Raw genomic sequence first — 15,389 nt, 5'->3', positions numbered from 1 at the left:
ATGGCACCGCCCGTCGCGATCTGCGAGGAGACGCCGTTGCAGGACGACGTGCGCGCGCTGATCGCCGAGCTCAACGACGCCATCGACGCGCAGGAGCCCGACACGCCGCTCGAGTTCCGCTTCCAGATGACCGCCGACCAGATGGCCGGCCCGGAGACCACCACCTTCGTCGCGCGTCTGGACGGCCGGGCTGTAGGTTGCGCCGCTCTCCGGCGCCACTCGGCAGGTCTGGCGGAAGTGAAGCGCATGTATCTGCGCGCCGACGCGCGGGGGCGCGGCATCGCCGATGAACTGTTGGCGGCCGTCGAGGCGAAGGCGCGGGCCGAAGGCTTCGGCCGGCTCTCTCTCGAAACCGGCCTCGGCTTCCATGCCGCCCGCAAGGTCTACGAACGCGCCGGGTTCGAGGTCTGCGGCCCCTTCGCGGACTATCCCGACAGCGGCTATGCCGCGTTCTACACCAAGCTCCTCGGGAGCGACGGCTCGGCCGCCGCCATCTCCCGCACTCCGGACGAATCGCGACCATGACCGACCTCACCGCCCTGACGATCGCCGAAGCTCGCGACGCGCTGAAGGCCCGCACGTTCTCCGCCGGCGAACTGACGGGCGCCTACCTGTCGGCTATCGAAGGCGCGAACGGCGCGTTGAACGCCTACGTCGCCACCACGGCGGACAAGGCGCGCGCCATGGCAGCGGCGTCGGACGAGCGACTGACGCGCGGCGAGGCCGGTGCACTCGAAGGCATTCCGCTCGGCGTGAAGGATCTCTTCGCCACCGAAGGCGTCCACATGCAGGCAGCCTCGCACGTGCTCGACGGCTTCGAGCCGCGCTACGAATCGACGGTCACCGCCAATCTCTGGGCCGATGGCGCGGTGATGCTTGGCAAGCTGAACATGGACGAGTTCGCCATGGGCTCGTCGAACGAGTCGAGCCACTACGGCCCGACCGTCAATCCGTGGCGTCGCACGGGTTCGGACGTCGCCCTGGTGCCGGGCGGCTCGTCCGGTGGCTCGGCGGCGGCCGTGGCCGCGCATCTCTGCGCCGGCGCCACCGCCACCGACACGGGCGGCTCGATCCGCCAGCCGGCGGCCTTCACCGGCACGGTCGGCATCAAGCCGACCTACGGCCGCTGCTCGCGCTGGGGCATCGCCGCCTACGCCTCCTCGCTCGATCAGGCCGGCCCGATCGCGCGCGACGTGCGCGACGCCGCGATCCTCCTGCGGTCCATGGCGTCGGTCGATGCCAAGGACACGACGTCGGTGGATCGCGAAGTGCCGGACTACGAGGCGGCCGTCGGCCGCTCGGTGAAGGGTCTGCGCATCGGCATTCCCCGCGAATACCGCGTCGAGGGCATGCCCTCCGAAATCGAGGATCTCTGGACCAAGGGCATCGCGATGCTCCGCGAGGCCGGCGCCGAGATTGTCGACGTTTCACTCCCGCATACGAAATACGCGCTGCCGGCCTACTACATCGTCGCGCCAGCGGAAGCCTCGTCCAATCTCGCGCGTTACGACGGCGTTCGCTACGGCCTGCGCGTGCCCGGTCGCGATATCGCCGAGATGTACGAGAACACCCGCGCCAGCGGCTTCGGCCGCGAGGTCAAACGTCGCATCATGATCGGCACCTACGTGCTGTCGGCCGGCTATTACGACGCCTATTACCTGAAGGCGCAGAAGGTTCGCACTCTAATCAAGCGCGACTTCGAGACCGTGTTCCATGATGGAATCGACGCCTTGCTGACGCCCGCGACGCCGTCGGCTGCCTTCGCCATCGGCGACGAGAACCTGGCGAAAGACCCGGTTGCGATGTATCTGCAGGACGTCTTCACGATCACGGTCAACATGGCAGGCCTGCCCGGCATCGCCGTTCCCGCCGGGCTCTCGGCGGAGGGCACGCCGCTCGGCCTGCAGCTCATCGGCCGGCCCTTCGACGAGGAGACGCTGTTCGCCGCGGCCTCGGTCATCGAGACCTCGGCAGGCCGGTTCGAAGCGCCGCGCTGGTGGTAGCCCCGCGCAACGCCTAACGTCCCGCTCGTCCGTCCGTCCCACTCAGAGTTCGCCATGTCCCTCGTCGATACCCGCACGCCCGACCCGAAGAAGTTCATCGCCGGCCTTACCGGTGACTGGGAGATCGTCGTCGGCATGGAGGTGCACGCGCAGGTGCTGTCGGAGGCCAAGCTCTTCTCCGGCGCCTCCACGCAGTTCGGCTCCGCGCCGAACGACAACGTCTCGCTGGTAGACGCCGCGATGCCCGGCATGCTGCCCGTCATCAACGAGCACTGCGTACGCCAAGCCGTGCGCACCGGGCTTGGGCTCAAGGCGCAGATCAACAAGCGCTCGGTCTTCGACCGCAAGAACTATTTCTATCCCGACCTGCCGCAGGGCTACCAGATCTCGCAGTTCGCTCATCCGATCGTCGGCGAGGGGCAGGTGATCGTCTCGGTCGGGCCGGACCAGAAGGGCCAGTTCGAGGAGATCGATGTCGGCGTCGAGCGGCTGCATCTCGAGCAGGACGCCGGCAAGTCGCTGCACGACCAGCACGCCACGATGAGCTACGTCGATCTCAACCGCTCGGGCGTGGCGCTTATGGAGATCGTTTCCAAGCCCGACATCCGCTCGGCCGACGAGGCCAAGGCCTACCTCACCAAGCTGCGCACGATCCTGCGCTATCTCGGAACCTGCGACGGCAACATGGACGAAGGCTCGATGCGGGCCGACGTCAACGTCTCCGTGCGCCGTCCCGGCGGCGCGTTTGGAACACGCTGCGAGATCAAGAACGTCAACTCGATCCGCTTCGTGGGCCAGGCGATCGAATCGGAAGCGCGGCGCCAGATCGCGATTCTGGAGGACGGCGGCTCGATCGACCAGGAGACGCGCCTGTTCGATCCCGTGAAAGGCGAGACGCGCGCTATGCGCTCGAAGGAAGACGCGCACGACTATCGCTACTTCCCCGATCCCGATCTGCTGCCGCTTGAGTTTGACGACGCCTTCGTGGAGAGCCTGCGAGCCGATCTTCCTGAACTGCCCGACGACAAGCGCCAGCGGCTGATCGACGTTGCTGGTCTCTCGCCCTACGACGCCTCGATCCTTGTGTCCGACAAGGCGATCGCCGATTATTTCGAGGGCGTGGCGGAAGGGCGCGACGCCAAGCAGGCGGCGAACTGGGTGATCAACGACCTGCTCGGTGCGCTGAACAAGAGCGGCAAGGGCATCGAGGAAACGCCGATCGCCACCGGCCAGCTCGGCGCCATCCTCGACCTCATCCGCGACGGCACGATCTCGGGCAAGATCGCCAAGGATCTCTTCGAGATCGTCTGGAACGAGGGCGGCGATCCCGCGGCGCTCGTCGAGAGCCGGGGCCTACGGCAGGTGACGGACACCGGCGCGATCGAAAAGGCGGTGGACGAGATCGTCGCCGCCAACCCGGACAAGGTGGCGCAAGCGCAGGCGAAGCCGACGCTCGCTGGCTGGTTCGTCGGCCAAGCGATGCGTGCGATGGGCGGCAAGGCCAACCCGCAGGCCGTCAACGACATCGTCAAGGCCAAGCTGGGCCTCGAATAAGACACGGGCGCGCGCGATGGACATCGCAGGACGCTGAGATCATAACCCTTGCCGACGCGAGGAAAGAGCCGATGAGCAAGACCAAGGACTGGCTGCTGCAGATCTTCACCTGGTGGAATGGCCAGACGATCGGCACGCGGCTTCACACGTGGCGTTTCGGCAAGCCGGTGGGCGAGGACGAGCGCGGCAACCTCTTCTACCAGACGGCCGACGGCAAGCGCCGCTGGGTGATCTACAACGGCCCCGCCGAGGCCTCAGCCATCGCGCCGGGCTGGCACGGCTGGATGCATCACCGCGTGGACGTGCCGCCGTCGAAGGAAGACTATCGTCCGCACGTCTGGGAAAAGCCGCACGAACTCAACATGACCGGCACCGGCAAGGCCTACCGCCCCAAGGGCTCGCTGCTCAACACGGCGGAGCGCCCGCGTGTGACCGGCGACTACGACGCGTGGCAGCCCTGACAGCCACCTCCATGCGCTTTCGATATCGCCTGACGGCGGCCATTCTTGCTCTGGTCGCCGCGACTGCGCTTCCGGCACCCGCGTCGGCCGAGCGGATCGCCAACCGCGTCGCGGTCTTCTCAGGACTCGACAAGATCACCGGGCGGATCACGTCCTTCGACGTCTATGTCGACGAAACCGTGCAGTTCGGCTCGCTGCAGGTAACGCCGCGCGCCTGCTACACGCGCTCGCAGGACGAAGCGCCGAAGACCGACAGCTTCGTCGAGGTGGACGAGATCACACTGACACGCGAGATCCGGCGCATCTTCGACGGCTGGATGTTCGCGGACTCGCCCGGCCTCAACGCCGTCGAGCATCCCGTCTACGACGTCTGGCTCAAGGACTGCAAAACCGACTCGGCCGTCGCGCCACCGGCCGGATAATCCAGCGGGTCGAACGTCGCCTCGCGTGTGAGCGCGTCTGCGAGGCGCTCGCGATAGTCCGCCCGCTCGATCTCGATCGCGCCGAAGCGTTGGAGATGGCTGGTCAGGAACTGCGTGTCGAGCAGGGTGAAGCCACCGGTCCTCAGGCGGGCGCAGAGGTGGACCAAGGCCACCTTCGAGGCGTCCGTGCGCCGCGAGAACATGCTCTCGCCGAAGAACGCTCCCCCGAGACGCACGCCATAGAGACCGCCGACCAAATTGCCGTCCGCCCAGCACTCGACGGAATGGGCGTGGCCTATCGAAAAAAGCCCGAGATAAAGATCGCGGATCTCCCCATTGATCCAGGTCAGCGGACGATCCGGCGTCGGCTCGGCGCATGCATCGACAACCTCGGCGAAAGCCGTGTCCGTGCGCACGTCGAACGTGCCGCGCCGCATCACCTTGGCGAGGCTACGCGGCACGTGGACGCCATCGAGTGGCAAGATCCCGCGCTGGTCGGGGTCCACCCAATGGATGGACGGATCGTCGGCATCTTCCGCCATCGGAAAGATGCCAGCCGCATACCCCCGCAGCAGAAGCTCAGGCGACAGTTTCAGCGGATGACGACGCACCATGCCGAAATGGCCGTCAGGCGGCTTTCGCCTGCTCGGCGAGATAATGCTCAAGCCAATGGATGTCGTAGTCGCCGGCCTGGATGTCGGGATTGTCGATGAGATCCTGGAACAGCGGAAGCGTCGTCTTCACGCCATCGACGATGATCTCGTCCAGCGCGCGCCGCAGCCGCATCAGGCACTCGTTGCGAGTGCGCCCGTGCACGATCAGCTTGCCGATCAGCGAATCGTAGAAGGGCGGGATCGAGTAGCCCTGGTAGACGCCGGAATCGACGCGGACGCCGAGGCCGCCTGGTGCGTGATAGTAGCTGATCTGGCCGGGCGAGGGCACGAAGGTGCGGGGGTCCTCGGCGTTGATCCGGCACTCGATGGAATGGCCGGAGAAGTGGATGTCGGACTGGCGCACCGATAGGCCCTGGCCCGCCGCCACGCGGATCTGCTCGTGCACGAGGTCGAGGCCCGTGATGGCCTCCGTCACTGGATGCTCCACCTGCAGGCGCGTATTCATTTCGATGAAATAGAATTCGCCGTTCTCGTAGAGGAACTCGATCGTTCCCGCGCCCCGGTACTTCAGTTCCGACATGGCGTTGGCGCAGATCTCGCCGATGCGGTTGCGCTGCTCGTCGTTCAGCGCCGGCGAGCGTGCCTCTTCCCAAACCTTCTGGTGGCGCCGCTGCAGCGAGCAGTCGCGCTCGCCGAGATGCACGGCGTTGCCCATGCCGTCGCCGAAGACCTGGACCTCGATATGCCGGGGCTTGCCAAGATACTTCTCGAGATAGACGGCATCGTCGCCAAAGGCAGCTGCGGCCTCCTGCCGGGCATTGGCGAGGGCCATCGAGAGATCGGCAGGAGTATGCGCCACCTTCATGCCGCGCCCGCCGCCGCCCGCCGATGCCTTGACCAGCACGGGAAAGCCGATCTCGCGGGCGATGGCCATCGCCTCGTCGTCGTCGGTCACGGCGCCCGGGGAGCCCGGCACCACGGGGATGCCGAGGCGCTTGGCGGTGCGCTTGGCCTCGATCTTGTCACCCATGATACGAATGTGATCGGCGGTCGGACCGATGAAGGTGATGTTGTGCGCGTCGAGAATGTCCGCGAAGCGCGCGTTTTCGGACAGGAAGCCGTAGCCCGGATGCACCGCGTCGGCGCCGGAGATCTCGCAGGCTGCGAGGATCTGCGGAATGTTCAGGTAGCTGTCGCGCGCCGGCGGCGGCCCGATGCAGACGCTCTCGTCCGCCAAGCGAACGTGCATGGCGGCGTTGTCGGCCGTGGAGTGGACGGCGACGGTCGCGATGCCGAGCTCCTTGCAGGCGCGCAGCACGCGCAGGGCGATCTCGCCGCGATTGGCGATCAGAACCTTGTTGAACATGGCATCCTTTCATCGACCAAGGGTCGAGCGTTCCGGCTGGACGGGCGAGCCTGACGGCTCAGCCGATCACGACGAGCGCTTCGCCGTATTCCACGGGCTGGCCGTTGTCGACGCAGATCCGCTTCACGACGCCCGCACGCGGCGCCGGGATCTGGTTCATGGTCTTCATGGCCTCGATGATGAGCAGCGTCTCGCCTTCGGCGACGCTCTGGCCGACCTCGATGAACGACTTGGCGCCCGGCGCCGAAGCCAGATACACCGTGCCGACCATGGGCGAGGGAACGGAGCCGATTTCGGGGCCGCTCGTCGGAGCCGGCGACATCGGCGTCGTGGGCGCCTGCATCGCCTGCGGGGGCATCATCATCGGTGCGGGAACGCTGGCCGCGTATCCACCGGCCGCGACATATTCCTTCTGGCGCGAGACGCGGATGCGCAGGTCGCCCTGTTCGATCTCGATCTCGGTCAGGTCCGTGTCGTTCAGAATGTCGGCGAGTTCGCGGACAAGCGAGCGGTCTACGGCGGAATCCTTGTTCGACATGTCGTTCCTTTGAGGTCTCGGATCCGTCGATGCTCCCATCGGCCGGATCGACGATGCGGTCCACCGGGTTCGTGCGGCCCATCGGACCCGAGCCTGCGGCGCGTTCATTCGAAGAGTGGCGTATAAACCGGCGGGAGCGCGGGGGAAAGCGGGGATTTGACAGGCGGCGACGCCCTCAGCAGGTGGCGCTTCCGCAAGCGCGGACATTGCCGATCTTGGCGGCCAGCGTATCGGCGCCGACCGCTCCCGCCACGACCTCGTCTGATATCACGTAGCTCGGCGTTCCGTTGATCCCGAGCGCGCCGGCCAGTCGGCCCGACTCGTCGAGCGCGGCACGTACGGCGGGTCCGTCGAGCAGCGGCGTCAGCACGCTCGCCTCGACGCCGAAATCGCCGGCGACGGCGAGGGCACGTGCCTGATCGACCTGGCTGCGCGAGGCAAGGAGCGCCTTTTGAAAGGCGGCGTAGCGCTCGGGCGCGATCGAACGGAAGGCGAGGCTGACACGGCTGGCCGCTTCCGAGGCCGGCCCGAGCACCGGGATCTCCTTGAGCACCACTCGGAGTTTGGGATCACTGCCGAGAAGCGCTTCCATGTCGCTGGCGGCGCGTTTGCAGTAGCCGCAATTGTAGTCGAAGAATTCGGTGATGGTGACGTCCCCGGCGACGTTGCCGACGACCGTGCCTTCGGGCGAGTTGGTGAGCTCGGCCTTCGCCGCCTCGATCGTCTGCTTCTGCGTGGTGCGCTCTTCCGTGACGCGCTTCGCCTCAAGGGCGTTCATCGCCTCGAGCAGCACTTCGGGATGCGCCACGAGATAGTTGCGCACGATTCCCTCAATGTCGCGCGTCTGCGTCTCGTCGAACGCGAGTGCCGGCGGGGCCGTCACGGCGAGACAGAGGACGGCACCGAGCGAGACCGTCGTGAGGAGCTTACTGCGCGGGCTCATTTGCGGGCGACCTTCGTGGTGAGGATGTCCTGCGCGCGCCGCCACTGTGGGACGCCGGGACGGAATTTCTGCTGCGCGCGTGCGGCGAAGATCTTGGCTTGTCGGAAGTTGCCGGCCTCCCAGTAGCCTTCGGCGGTCGCGAGTTCCGCCGAGCCGATTTCGCCGATCGCCCCGTAGGCGCGTGCAAGATAGACGTAGGCGTTGGAATTGCCGGGATCGGCTTCGAGGCCACGCTCGATCTGGCCGATCGCGTCGCGCATGCGCTCCGGCTTGCCGCCGGCCACGATGGCCTGTCCGACCGAGGCCTGAATCAAGCCCGAGCGTGTCGGATCCAGCTTCGCGGCCTTGCCGAAAGCGGCGGCGGCATCCTCCGAACGGCCCGCCGCCAGCAGCACCTCGCCGCGAAACTCCTGGAACCAGGGATTGTTTGGGTTGGACTTCACCAGCTGATCGACCTTGGCAAGAGACGCCTGCGGCGAGCCGGCAAGATGGGTCGCGATCGCGTCGCCGTAGAGCGCGGGCAGACTGTGCAGATCGCGTCCGAAGGTGCGCCGCACCTGCTGCGCACCGCCGTTGAAGGCGGCGATCTTGGCGCGGGCGAGATCATGCCGCAGCTGCCGCTCCGGCGGGTCCATCACGTCGAAGAACGGGCTCTCGTGTGCCGCGGTCTGCAAGAAACCGATGCGGTCCTGCGGCGCGGGATGGGACGAGAGATACTGGTTCGCCGAAACCCCCGCCAGCATGTTGCGCCGCATCAGCCCCTCGAAGCTCTGCAGCAGGCCCTTGGGCGACTGGCCGGTCTTCTGCAGGTAGGTGAGGGCAGAGCGATCGGCGGTCGTCTCCTCGGTGCGCTGGTAGGCGAAGAGGCCACGCTGAGCGATGCCACTGCCGCTCGACAGAAGGCCACCGCCGAGCCCGGCCACCGCGCCCGATCCCGAGGCGGCGCCCGCCGCCGCGACGCCGACGCCAAGAAGGCTGGCGACCACCGCGATGGTCTGCGCCCGCGCGATCTGGTCGCGAAGTCGCTCCTGATGGCCGCCGGCGAGATGCCCGATCTCGTGCGCGACGACGCCGATCGTCTCGTTCGGCGTCTTGGAGCCAAGGATCGTTCCGGTGTTGATGAAGATGCGCCGCCCCGCCACGAAGGCGTTGAAGGCGAGGTCGTTGACGAGCACGATCTCGACCCGGTCGGGCGACAGGCCTGCCGCCTTCAGGATCGGCGTCGCGTAGTCCTTGACCAGCGCCTCGATCTCCGCATCCCGCACCACCGGAAGGCGGTTGCCGGCGCTTTGGGCCGCGGCAGGGGACGTGAATGCAGGCGCCGCGATCGCGCATGAAAGGGCCAGCGCGAGGGCGCGGCCCCGCCAATGCCTGCGGGAATCGCTCATTCCATCCCTTTCCATGCGTGTCGCCGCGACCCTATGAACGAGCGCGACGGTGCCGCGTTCGTCGGCCCGTCCACTCCGCCGCGCAATTCGGCAAATATGAGGCCATCATGTACGACACCCGTCCGATCAAAGCATCCCGCCGCTCGGAAATCGACCCGTTCCGCGCCATGGATGTTCTGGCGGAAGCCAACCGGATGATCGCCGCGGGAGAGCCCGTGATCTCGCTGGCCGTGGGACAGCCGTCGGCGCCGGTGCCCGCGAAGGCGGCAGCTGCGGCGCGCGTGTTTCTCGATGCCGGGCAGGTGGGATACACCGACGCGCTCGGGCGCGCCGGGCTTCGGGCCCGCATCGCGCGGCACTACCGCGAGACCTACGGCGTGACGGTCGGCGTCGACCGCATCATGGTCACCACCGGCTCGTCGGCAGGCTTCAATCTGGCCTTTCTCGCGGCGTTCGACGTCGGAGATCGCGTCGCAATCGCGTCGCCCGGCTATCCCGCCTATCGCAACATTTTAAAGGCGCTCGGCATCGTTCCCGTCGAGATCCCCGTGGGCAGCGCCGACGGCTATCTCCTCACGGCCGACCATCTGGCCGCGGCTCATCGCGAGGCGCCGCTCGCTGGCGTCCTCGTCGCCAGCCCGGCCAACCCGACGGGCACGGTGACACCGCGCGAGGAGTTGCGGCGGCTCGTCGAGTTCACCGATCGCGAGGGCATCGCCTTCATTTCCGACGAGATCTACCACGGGCTCGTCTACGGCCAGCCGGCGGCCTCGGCCCTCGAATTCTCGTCGCGGCCGATCGTCGTGAATTCGTTCTCGAAATATTACTGCATGACCGGCTGGCGGATCGGCTGGCTGGTGCTGCCGGTGCCGCTCGTGCGGGCCGCCGAGCGCATCGGCCAGAGCCTCTACATCTCGGCGCCCGAGCTCAGTCAGGTGGCCGCGGAGGCCGTGTTCGAGGCGACCGACGAGTTGGAACGCGTGAAGGCGGACTACTTCCGCAACCGCACGACCCTGTTGGCGGCGTTGCCGGAGTTGGGCTTCTCGGAACTCGCTCCCATCGACGGGGCCTTCTATGCCTATGGCCGCATCCCCGAAGGACACGGGGCCGCCAGTGATCTCGCGCGCCGCGTTCTGATGGAGTGCCACGTCGCGATGACGCCGGGGCTCGACTTCGATTCCACCGACGGCGAAGGATTCATGCGGCTGTCCTACGCCGGTGCCCCGGCCGCGATCGACGAAGCGGTCGCGAGGCTGCGCAGCTTCTTCCGCCAGGATTGAACGGTCCCGACGAAAAAGGGCGGCCCCGAAGGGCCGCCCTTATCGTTCGTCTATCTCGCTCGATGCAGCTTAGAAGAAGCTGCGGCGGGCCCACCAGCCGGTGCGCTTCGGCTTCTGCTCATCGCCGTCCGCGCCGGCCTGCTCGCCATTGGCGGAAACGCGGGGGACGCGGGTCGCCGAGTCCGGCTGGTCGCTCGCCGCAGCAATTTCGCTCTCGACGATCTCGTTGGGAACGCTGGTGGCGTCCTCCTCGTCGGGGAACACCACGTCGAGCGGCGGGTTGCCGTCGATCAAGGCGCCCGCCTCGGCGCTCGCCGACATCACCTCGTTCTCGTCGGGTGCGTCCGCATTGCGGTCGGCTTCGAGATCCTCGAGACGGCCGCCGTCGAGATCGACGCCCTCCAGCGCATCCACGGCGTCCACCATCTCCGGGTCCGACGAGCGATCGGCGACGTCGCCAATCTCGACGGGCGCCAGATCGTCCTCGACCGCGCTCGAAGCGAACTCGTCCGAAAGACCGTAGGAAATCGCCTCGCCGGCCCCTGCGCCGCCCGCGACGTCCATCACCGCCTCGTCATGCGCGCCATCCTCGCGGGTGCGGCGACCGCCCCGGCGACCGCGACGACGGCGACGGCGCTCGCGGCTGGCCTCGTCCTGTCCGTCGTCGGCGTCTGCCGGCGCTGCTTCGGCGTTCGTTCCGGCGTCGTCACCCGACGACACATCTTCCGCAGTCTCATCCTCGTCGGCCGCGGCGTCCTCGCCGGACGCTGCAACGTCGCCCGTCTCGTCACGTCGTCCGCCCCGGCGGCGGCGGCGACGACGACGACCACCGTCACGCTGCTCGTCCTCGTTCGAGGGCGCTGCCTCCGCAACGGTCTCGACGCTCTCGGTGACCTCGGCGATCTCGTCGTCGGCCTCGCTTTCGTCGATCTCGATCTCGTCGTCCGGCTCGGGCTCGTACTCGACCGGAACGATCGGCTCCGGCCGTCCGCTGGCCTCCGCGCCATGCTCGATCGAGATGTGCTGGTGGCCGTGACCCTCCACGGCCTCGATCAGGATCCGAAGCCCATGACTACGCTCCAGTTCGTCGATCGAGGAACGCTTCTCGTTCAACACGTAGAGCGCGGTCGCGGTCGGCACCTTCACGACGAGGTCGTGGGTTCCGTGCTTCTGCAGGTGCTCCTCGATCGTACGCAGCACGTGCAGCGCTAGCGAGGATTCGGAGCGGATGTAGCCGTTGCCCGAGCAGATCGGGCAGGGCTGCATGGTCGATTCGAGCACGCTGGCGCGGATGCGCTGGCGGCTCATCTCGAGCAGACCGAAATGCGAGATCCGGCCGATCTGGATGCGCGCGCGATCGTCCTTCAGGCAGTCCTTCAGCCGCTTCTCGACGTTGCGGTTGTTCCGCTTCTCTTCCATGTCGATGAAGTCGATGACGATCAGACCGGCGAGATCGCGCAGGCGCAGCTGGCGCGCGACCTCTTCGGCGGCTTCCAGATTGGTCTGGTAGGCGGTGTCCTCGACCGAGTGCTCGCGGGTCGAGCGACCGGAATTGACGTCGATGGCGACGAGCGCCTCGGTCTGGTTGATGATGATGTAGCCACCGGACTTCAGCGTCACGCTCGGCTGCAGCATCTTGTCGAGCTGGGCCTCGATGCCCTGGCGCGCGAAGATCGGAACCGCCTCGCGATAGGGCTGCACCACCTTCGACTGGCCGGGCATCAGCATCCGCATGAAGTCTCTGGCTTCGCGGTAGCCGTTCTCGCCGGCGACGATGACCTGATCGATGTCCTTGTTGTAGAGATCGCGGATCGAGCGCTTGATCAGGCTGCCTTCCTCATAGACGAGGGCGGGCGCCGAGGACTGCAGCGTGAGGGAGCGCACGGTCTCCCACATGCGCATCAGATACTCGTAGTCGCGCTTGACCTCGGCCTTGGTCCGGTTGGCGCCGGCGGTGCGCAGGATGATCCCCATGCCCTTGGGCACTTCGAGATCGCGCGCCACTTCCTTCAGCCGCTTGCGATCGGCGGTGTTGGTGATCTTGCGGGAGATGCCGCCGCCGCGCGCGGTGTTGGGCATCAGCACCGAATAGCGCCCGGCCAGCGAGAGATAGGTGGTGAGCGCCGCCCCCTTGTTGCCGCGCTCTTCCTTGACGACCTGCACGAGCAGGATCTGGCGGCGCTTGATGACCTCCTGGATCTTGTACTGCTTGCGCGGCAGGCGGCTGCGGACGGGAACCTCTTCCATCGCGTCTTCGCTGCCGACTTCGTCGACCTGCTCGGCCTCCTCGTCGCCGCCTTCGCTCGCCATGCTGACGCGCTCGCGCCGGCGCGAGCGCCGACGTCCGCGCCCGCCGCGCTCGGTCGAGGCTTCGGCTTCCCCGTCCGTGCCCTCGTCGTCGCTCTCCGCGTCGGCCGAAGTCTCGTCGGTGTGCCCGTCCTCGTAGCGGCCCGGCTGCGCCGATCCGGCATCCGAAACCTCGCCGTCGGATTCCACGTCGCCGTCGTGATCGTCTTCGAGATCGGCGGGCTCGACGTCCTCGGAGACGGCGTCGCCGTCCGACACGTCGGCGGCCTGCGCATCGGGGCCGGTCGAGCGGCGCGTGCGCGGTGGCCGGGCGGCCTTGGCGGCCGCCTTGCGCTCGTCCTGCTCTTCTTCTTCCTGCGAGCGGGCCAGCTCTTCGGCGATCAGCGCCTGCCGGTCGGCGACGGGGATCTGGTAGTAGTCGGGATGGATCTCGCTGAAGGCGAGGAAGCCGTGGCGGTTGCCACCATATTCCACGAAGGCCGCCTGGAGGGAGGGTTCGACCCGCGTCACCTTGGCGAGGTAGATGTTGCCCTTGATCTGCTTCTTGTGCTCGGACTCAAAGTCGAACTCCTCAATCCGGTTACCCTTGACGACGACGACCCGGGTTTCTTCCGGATGCGACGCATCGATCAGCATCTTGTTGGCCATGAGATCTCAACTCCCGGACGCTCGACGTCCGAGGCGATCCGGCGTCTGGCGCCGGTTCGGTGATCGGAACATGCGGGTCCGCTGGGGTCGTCCCGCCACGGCCGGCGTCGCCCCGTCGAAACGTCGCGGACGGCTTTTGGAAAGCGATCCGAGGTTCGATGGAGAGAGACACTGCCAATGACACGCGCGGGCGACCTGCAACAATGGATGGCCGTCTGCGACGGCCGATGAATGTACATGACGACCGGCCCACGGGCCCTGTCCGGCATGCGGTGGTTCCGCCGAGACGATGGCTCGGTCGAATCAGAATTTGTCGGAGGTCGCCGCGTTCGTCGTTTGCGCAAGGGCGGCATCGCGTCCGAGAAGCCCGATCGCATGTCGCATCGGCCAACGAACCCGAGTCGCCACGCCAGCGATCAAGCGGAGGCCTCACTTCCGCTTTTATGATGCGCCACGTCGCTAAACAAGTGGACAGCCTCGATTCAAGGCAGGTTCACAGTCTGATAAGGCTTTGACCTTCCATTTGGTCGACCGCCCAGATCGAACCTCGATGGCCGAACCCAGAACCGCTTACGCATGCTTTCACGCCTGACGTCGATTCTTCTCGTCCTCCTCTCGTGCCTCGTCTCCCTGCCGGCGGCTGCGGCGAGCGCGGCGACCGTGGTCACGGACATCCGCATCGAGGAAACCGATGGCGGGCTGACGCTCGCCTTGACGACGGTGGGACCGGCGGACCCACGGCTCGTGCTTCTCCGCAAGCCCTACCGCGTCGCCCTCGACCTCGCCGACACCGTGTCTGCCGCCAAGCTGCCCGCTGCAGGCAGAGCCGGGCCCTTGAAAAGCATCCGGCATGGTCTCGTGGGGCCGGACCGATACCGTCTGATGATGGAGCTCAAGGGCGCGATGCAGCCGGCCCTCTCGGTGGAGCGAACCGAGACGGGTGCCACGGTGCGGCTGGCGCTGACGCCGGGCACCGATTTACAGTTCGCCATGCCCAAGGCCGCGTCCGCCGCGAACCCGTCCGCCGACCCGCCAGGCGGAGCACCGCGGCGCGACGCGCCCTTCGTGGTCGTGATCGATCCTGGCCATGGCGGCATCGACCGGGGCGCGACGGGCGAGGGCGGAACGGAAGAGAAAGCCGTCAACCTTGCCTTCGGTCTGGCCTTGCGCGACGAACTGGCCGGGGTGTCCGGCGTAAAGGTCGTGCTCACGCGCGACGACGACACGTTCATTCCGCTGAACGAGCGCTCGGCGATCGCGCGCCGCGCTGGCGCCAATCTCTTCGTGTCTTTGCATGCCGATTCGATCCGCTTCAAGGATCTGCGTGGAGCGACCGTCTACACGCTGTCGGATCGCGCCTCCGATGGTCTCGCCCGCGAACTGGCCGAGAGCGAGAACTCGGCCGACCGGTTCGCCGGACGGGAATGGGATCAGGACGCCCCCGAGATCCACGACATCCTCGTCGATCTCGTACGGCGAGAGACCGAAAGCTTCTCCGAGCACTTCGCGGTCGGCCTCGTCACCGAACTGCGCGACGGCGGGATCCGGCTGATCAACAACCCCAAGCGGTCCGCCGGCTTCCGGGTGCTGCGGGCGCCTGACGTGCCGTCGATCCTGCTCGAGATCGGCTACCTGTCCAACCCGGAAGAGGAAAAGCTGCTGAAGTCGGGCGAGTGGCAGAAGAAGGTGGCACACGTCCTTGGCCGCTCGATCGTCGAATTTGCGCGCCAGCACGGAGCCCCCGTCGCGACTCAAAGCCGGTAGACGAGGCGCGCGACGCCGGTTCGTAAGTCGAGCGTTGCAAGAGGGCGACACCCCAGGCTTCAGTGCCGCTCGCAACACGGGCTCGCCTCATTTATGGACCA

At 67.0% G+C, this 15,389-nt stretch carries 13 protein-coding genes; 7 read left to right on the top strand and 6 right to left on the bottom strand.

Translation table 11 applies throughout. The annotated features are described in order from the left end of the window. From GGR04_RS12715 to GGR04_RS12695, 5 genes are all read left to right on the top strand, one after another. Complete coding sequence (locus GGR04_RS12715) at positions 1-525, top strand: GNAT family N-acetyltransferase (protein WP_183200264.1); 525 nt, start codon at positions 1-3, stop codon at positions 523-525. After that, positions 522-2,003 (top strand): Asp-tRNA(Asn)/Glu-tRNA(Gln) amidotransferase subunit GatA, encoded by a 1,482-nt coding sequence (gene gatA / locus GGR04_RS12710; RefSeq protein ID WP_183200263.1) that lies wholly within the window; start codon positions 522-524, stop codon positions 2,001-2,003. The genes GGR04_RS12715 and gatA overlap by 4 nt, the downstream gene beginning before the upstream one ends. A gap of 54 nt (positions 2,004-2,057) precedes the next feature. Continuing rightward, positions 2,058-3,557: an Asp-tRNA(Asn)/Glu-tRNA(Gln) amidotransferase subunit GatB gene (gatB, locus tag GGR04_RS12705; RefSeq protein WP_183200262.1), complete on the top strand. Its 1,500-nt coding sequence runs from the start codon at positions 2,058-2,060 to the stop codon at positions 3,555-3,557. 71 nt (positions 3,558-3,628) lie between these two features. Next, positions 3,629-4,018 carry an NADH:ubiquinone oxidoreductase subunit NDUFA12 gene (locus tag GGR04_RS12700; RefSeq protein ID WP_183200261.1) on the top strand — a complete coding sequence of 130 codons (390 nt, stop codon included), beginning with the start codon at positions 3,629-3,631 and terminating at the stop codon, positions 4,016-4,018. 11 nt (positions 4,019-4,029) lie between these two features. Beyond that, positions 4,030-4,440: a DUF2155 domain-containing protein gene (locus GGR04_RS12695; protein WP_183200378.1), complete on the top strand. Its 411-nt coding sequence runs from the start codon at positions 4,030-4,032 to the stop codon at positions 4,438-4,440. On the opposite strand, the gene aat is transcribed toward GGR04_RS12695, so the two are convergent. The 5 genes from aat to GGR04_RS12670 all read right to left on the bottom strand — a co-directional run bounded on the left by aat (position 4,380) and on the right by GGR04_RS12670 (position 9,289). Then, complete coding sequence (aat, locus tag GGR04_RS12690; protein ID WP_183200377.1) at positions 4,380-5,054, bottom strand: leucyl/phenylalanyl-tRNA--protein transferase; 675 nt, start codon at positions 5,052-5,054, stop codon at positions 4,380-4,382. The two genes, GGR04_RS12695 and aat, sit on opposite strands and share 61 nt — an antisense overlap. Before the next feature lie 13 nt (positions 5,055-5,067). Continuing rightward, complete coding sequence (gene accC, locus GGR04_RS12685) at positions 5,068-6,420, bottom strand: acetyl-CoA carboxylase biotin carboxylase subunit (RefSeq protein WP_183200260.1); 1,353 nt, start codon at positions 6,418-6,420, stop codon at positions 5,068-5,070. 58 nt (positions 6,421-6,478) lie between these two features. Then, complete coding sequence (accB, locus tag GGR04_RS12680) at positions 6,479-6,958, bottom strand: acetyl-CoA carboxylase biotin carboxyl carrier protein (protein WP_183200259.1); 480 nt, start codon at positions 6,956-6,958, stop codon at positions 6,479-6,481. 175 nt (positions 6,959-7,133) lie between these two features. Then, complete coding sequence (locus tag GGR04_RS12675) at positions 7,134-7,901, bottom strand: DsbA family protein (protein WP_183200258.1); 768 nt, start codon at positions 7,899-7,901, stop codon at positions 7,134-7,136. Beyond that, the gene (locus GGR04_RS12670) at positions 7,898-9,289 is read right to left on the bottom strand and encodes a M48 family metalloprotease (RefSeq protein ID WP_183200257.1); all 1,392 of its coding nucleotides are present in this window, start codon (positions 9,287-9,289) and stop codon (positions 7,898-7,900) included. The genes GGR04_RS12675 and GGR04_RS12670 overlap by 4 nt, the downstream gene beginning before the upstream one ends. A 107-nt stretch (positions 9,290-9,396) precedes the next feature. Here GGR04_RS12670 and GGR04_RS12665 point away from each other — a divergent pair, with 107 nt between their 5' ends. Then, a complete protein-coding gene (locus GGR04_RS12665) occupies positions 9,397-10,569 on the top strand; it encodes a pyridoxal phosphate-dependent aminotransferase (protein ID WP_183200256.1) in 1,173 nt (390 codons plus the stop codon). Positions 10,570-10,638: 69 nt separating this feature from the next. Here the strand turns inward: GGR04_RS12665 and GGR04_RS12660 are convergent, their stop codons facing one another. After that, a complete protein-coding gene (locus GGR04_RS12660) occupies positions 10,639-13,524 on the bottom strand; it encodes an Rne/Rng family ribonuclease (protein ID WP_183200255.1) in 2,886 nt (961 codons plus the stop codon). A 576-nt stretch (positions 13,525-14,100) separates the two neighbouring features. Here GGR04_RS12660 and GGR04_RS12655 point away from each other — a divergent pair. Then, positions 14,101-15,288, top strand: coding sequence for an N-acetylmuramoyl-L-alanine amidase (locus tag GGR04_RS12655; protein WP_183200254.1), 1,188 nt, complete (start codon positions 14,101-14,103; stop codon positions 15,286-15,288). Positions 15,289-15,389: the final 101 nt, after the last annotated feature.

The sequence above is a fragment of the Aureimonas pseudogalii genome (assembly GCF_014196835.1).
In the GTDB taxonomy this organism is placed as follows: Bacteria; Pseudomonadota; Alphaproteobacteria; order Rhizobiales; family Rhizobiaceae; genus Aureimonas; species Aureimonas pseudogalii.
The sequence above is the reverse complement of the archived record's forward strand: the minus strand, read 5'-3'. Positions and strand labels throughout refer to the sequence as shown.

Coding starts and splice junctions, on each gene's coding strand:
- GGR04_RS12660 (WP_183200255.1), bottom strand. CDS start 13,524: ATGGCCAACAAGATGCTGATCGATGCGTCGCATCCGGAAGAAACCCGG.
- accB (WP_183200259.1), bottom strand. CDS start 6,958: ATGTCGAACAAGGATTCCGCCGTAGACCGCTCGCTTGTCCGCGAACTC.
- gatB (WP_183200262.1), top strand. CDS start 2,058: ATGTCCCTCGTCGATACCCGCACGCCCGACCCGAAGAAGTTCATCGCC.
- GGR04_RS12700 (WP_183200261.1), top strand. CDS start 3,629: ATGAGCAAGACCAAGGACTGGCTGCTGCAGATCTTCACCTGGTGGAAT.
- GGR04_RS12715 (WP_183200264.1), top strand. CDS start 1: ATGGCACCGCCCGTCGCGATCTGCGAGGAGACGCCGTTGCAGGACGAC.
- GGR04_RS12695 (WP_183200378.1), top strand. CDS start 4,030: ATGCGCTTTCGATATCGCCTGACGGCGGCCATTCTTGCTCTGGTCGCC.
- aat (WP_183200377.1), bottom strand. CDS start 5,054: ATGGTGCGTCGTCATCCGCTGAAACTGTCGCCTGAGCTTCTGCTGCGG.
- accC (WP_183200260.1), bottom strand. CDS start 6,420: ATGTTCAACAAGGTTCTGATCGCCAATCGCGGCGAGATCGCCCTGCGC.
- gatA (WP_183200263.1), top strand. CDS start 522: ATGACCGACCTCACCGCCCTGACGATCGCCGAAGCTCGCGACGCGCTG.
- GGR04_RS12670 (WP_183200257.1), bottom strand. CDS start 9,289: ATGAGCGATTCCCGCAGGCATTGGCGGGGCCGCGCCCTCGCGCTGGCC.
- GGR04_RS12655 (WP_183200254.1), top strand. CDS start 14,101: ATGCTTTCACGCCTGACGTCGATTCTTCTCGTCCTCCTCTCGTGCCTC.
- GGR04_RS12675 (WP_183200258.1), bottom strand. CDS start 7,901: ATGAGCCCGCGCAGTAAGCTCCTCACGACGGTCTCGCTCGGTGCCGTC.
- GGR04_RS12665 (WP_183200256.1), top strand. CDS start 9,397: ATGTACGACACCCGTCCGATCAAAGCATCCCGCCGCTCGGAAATCGAC.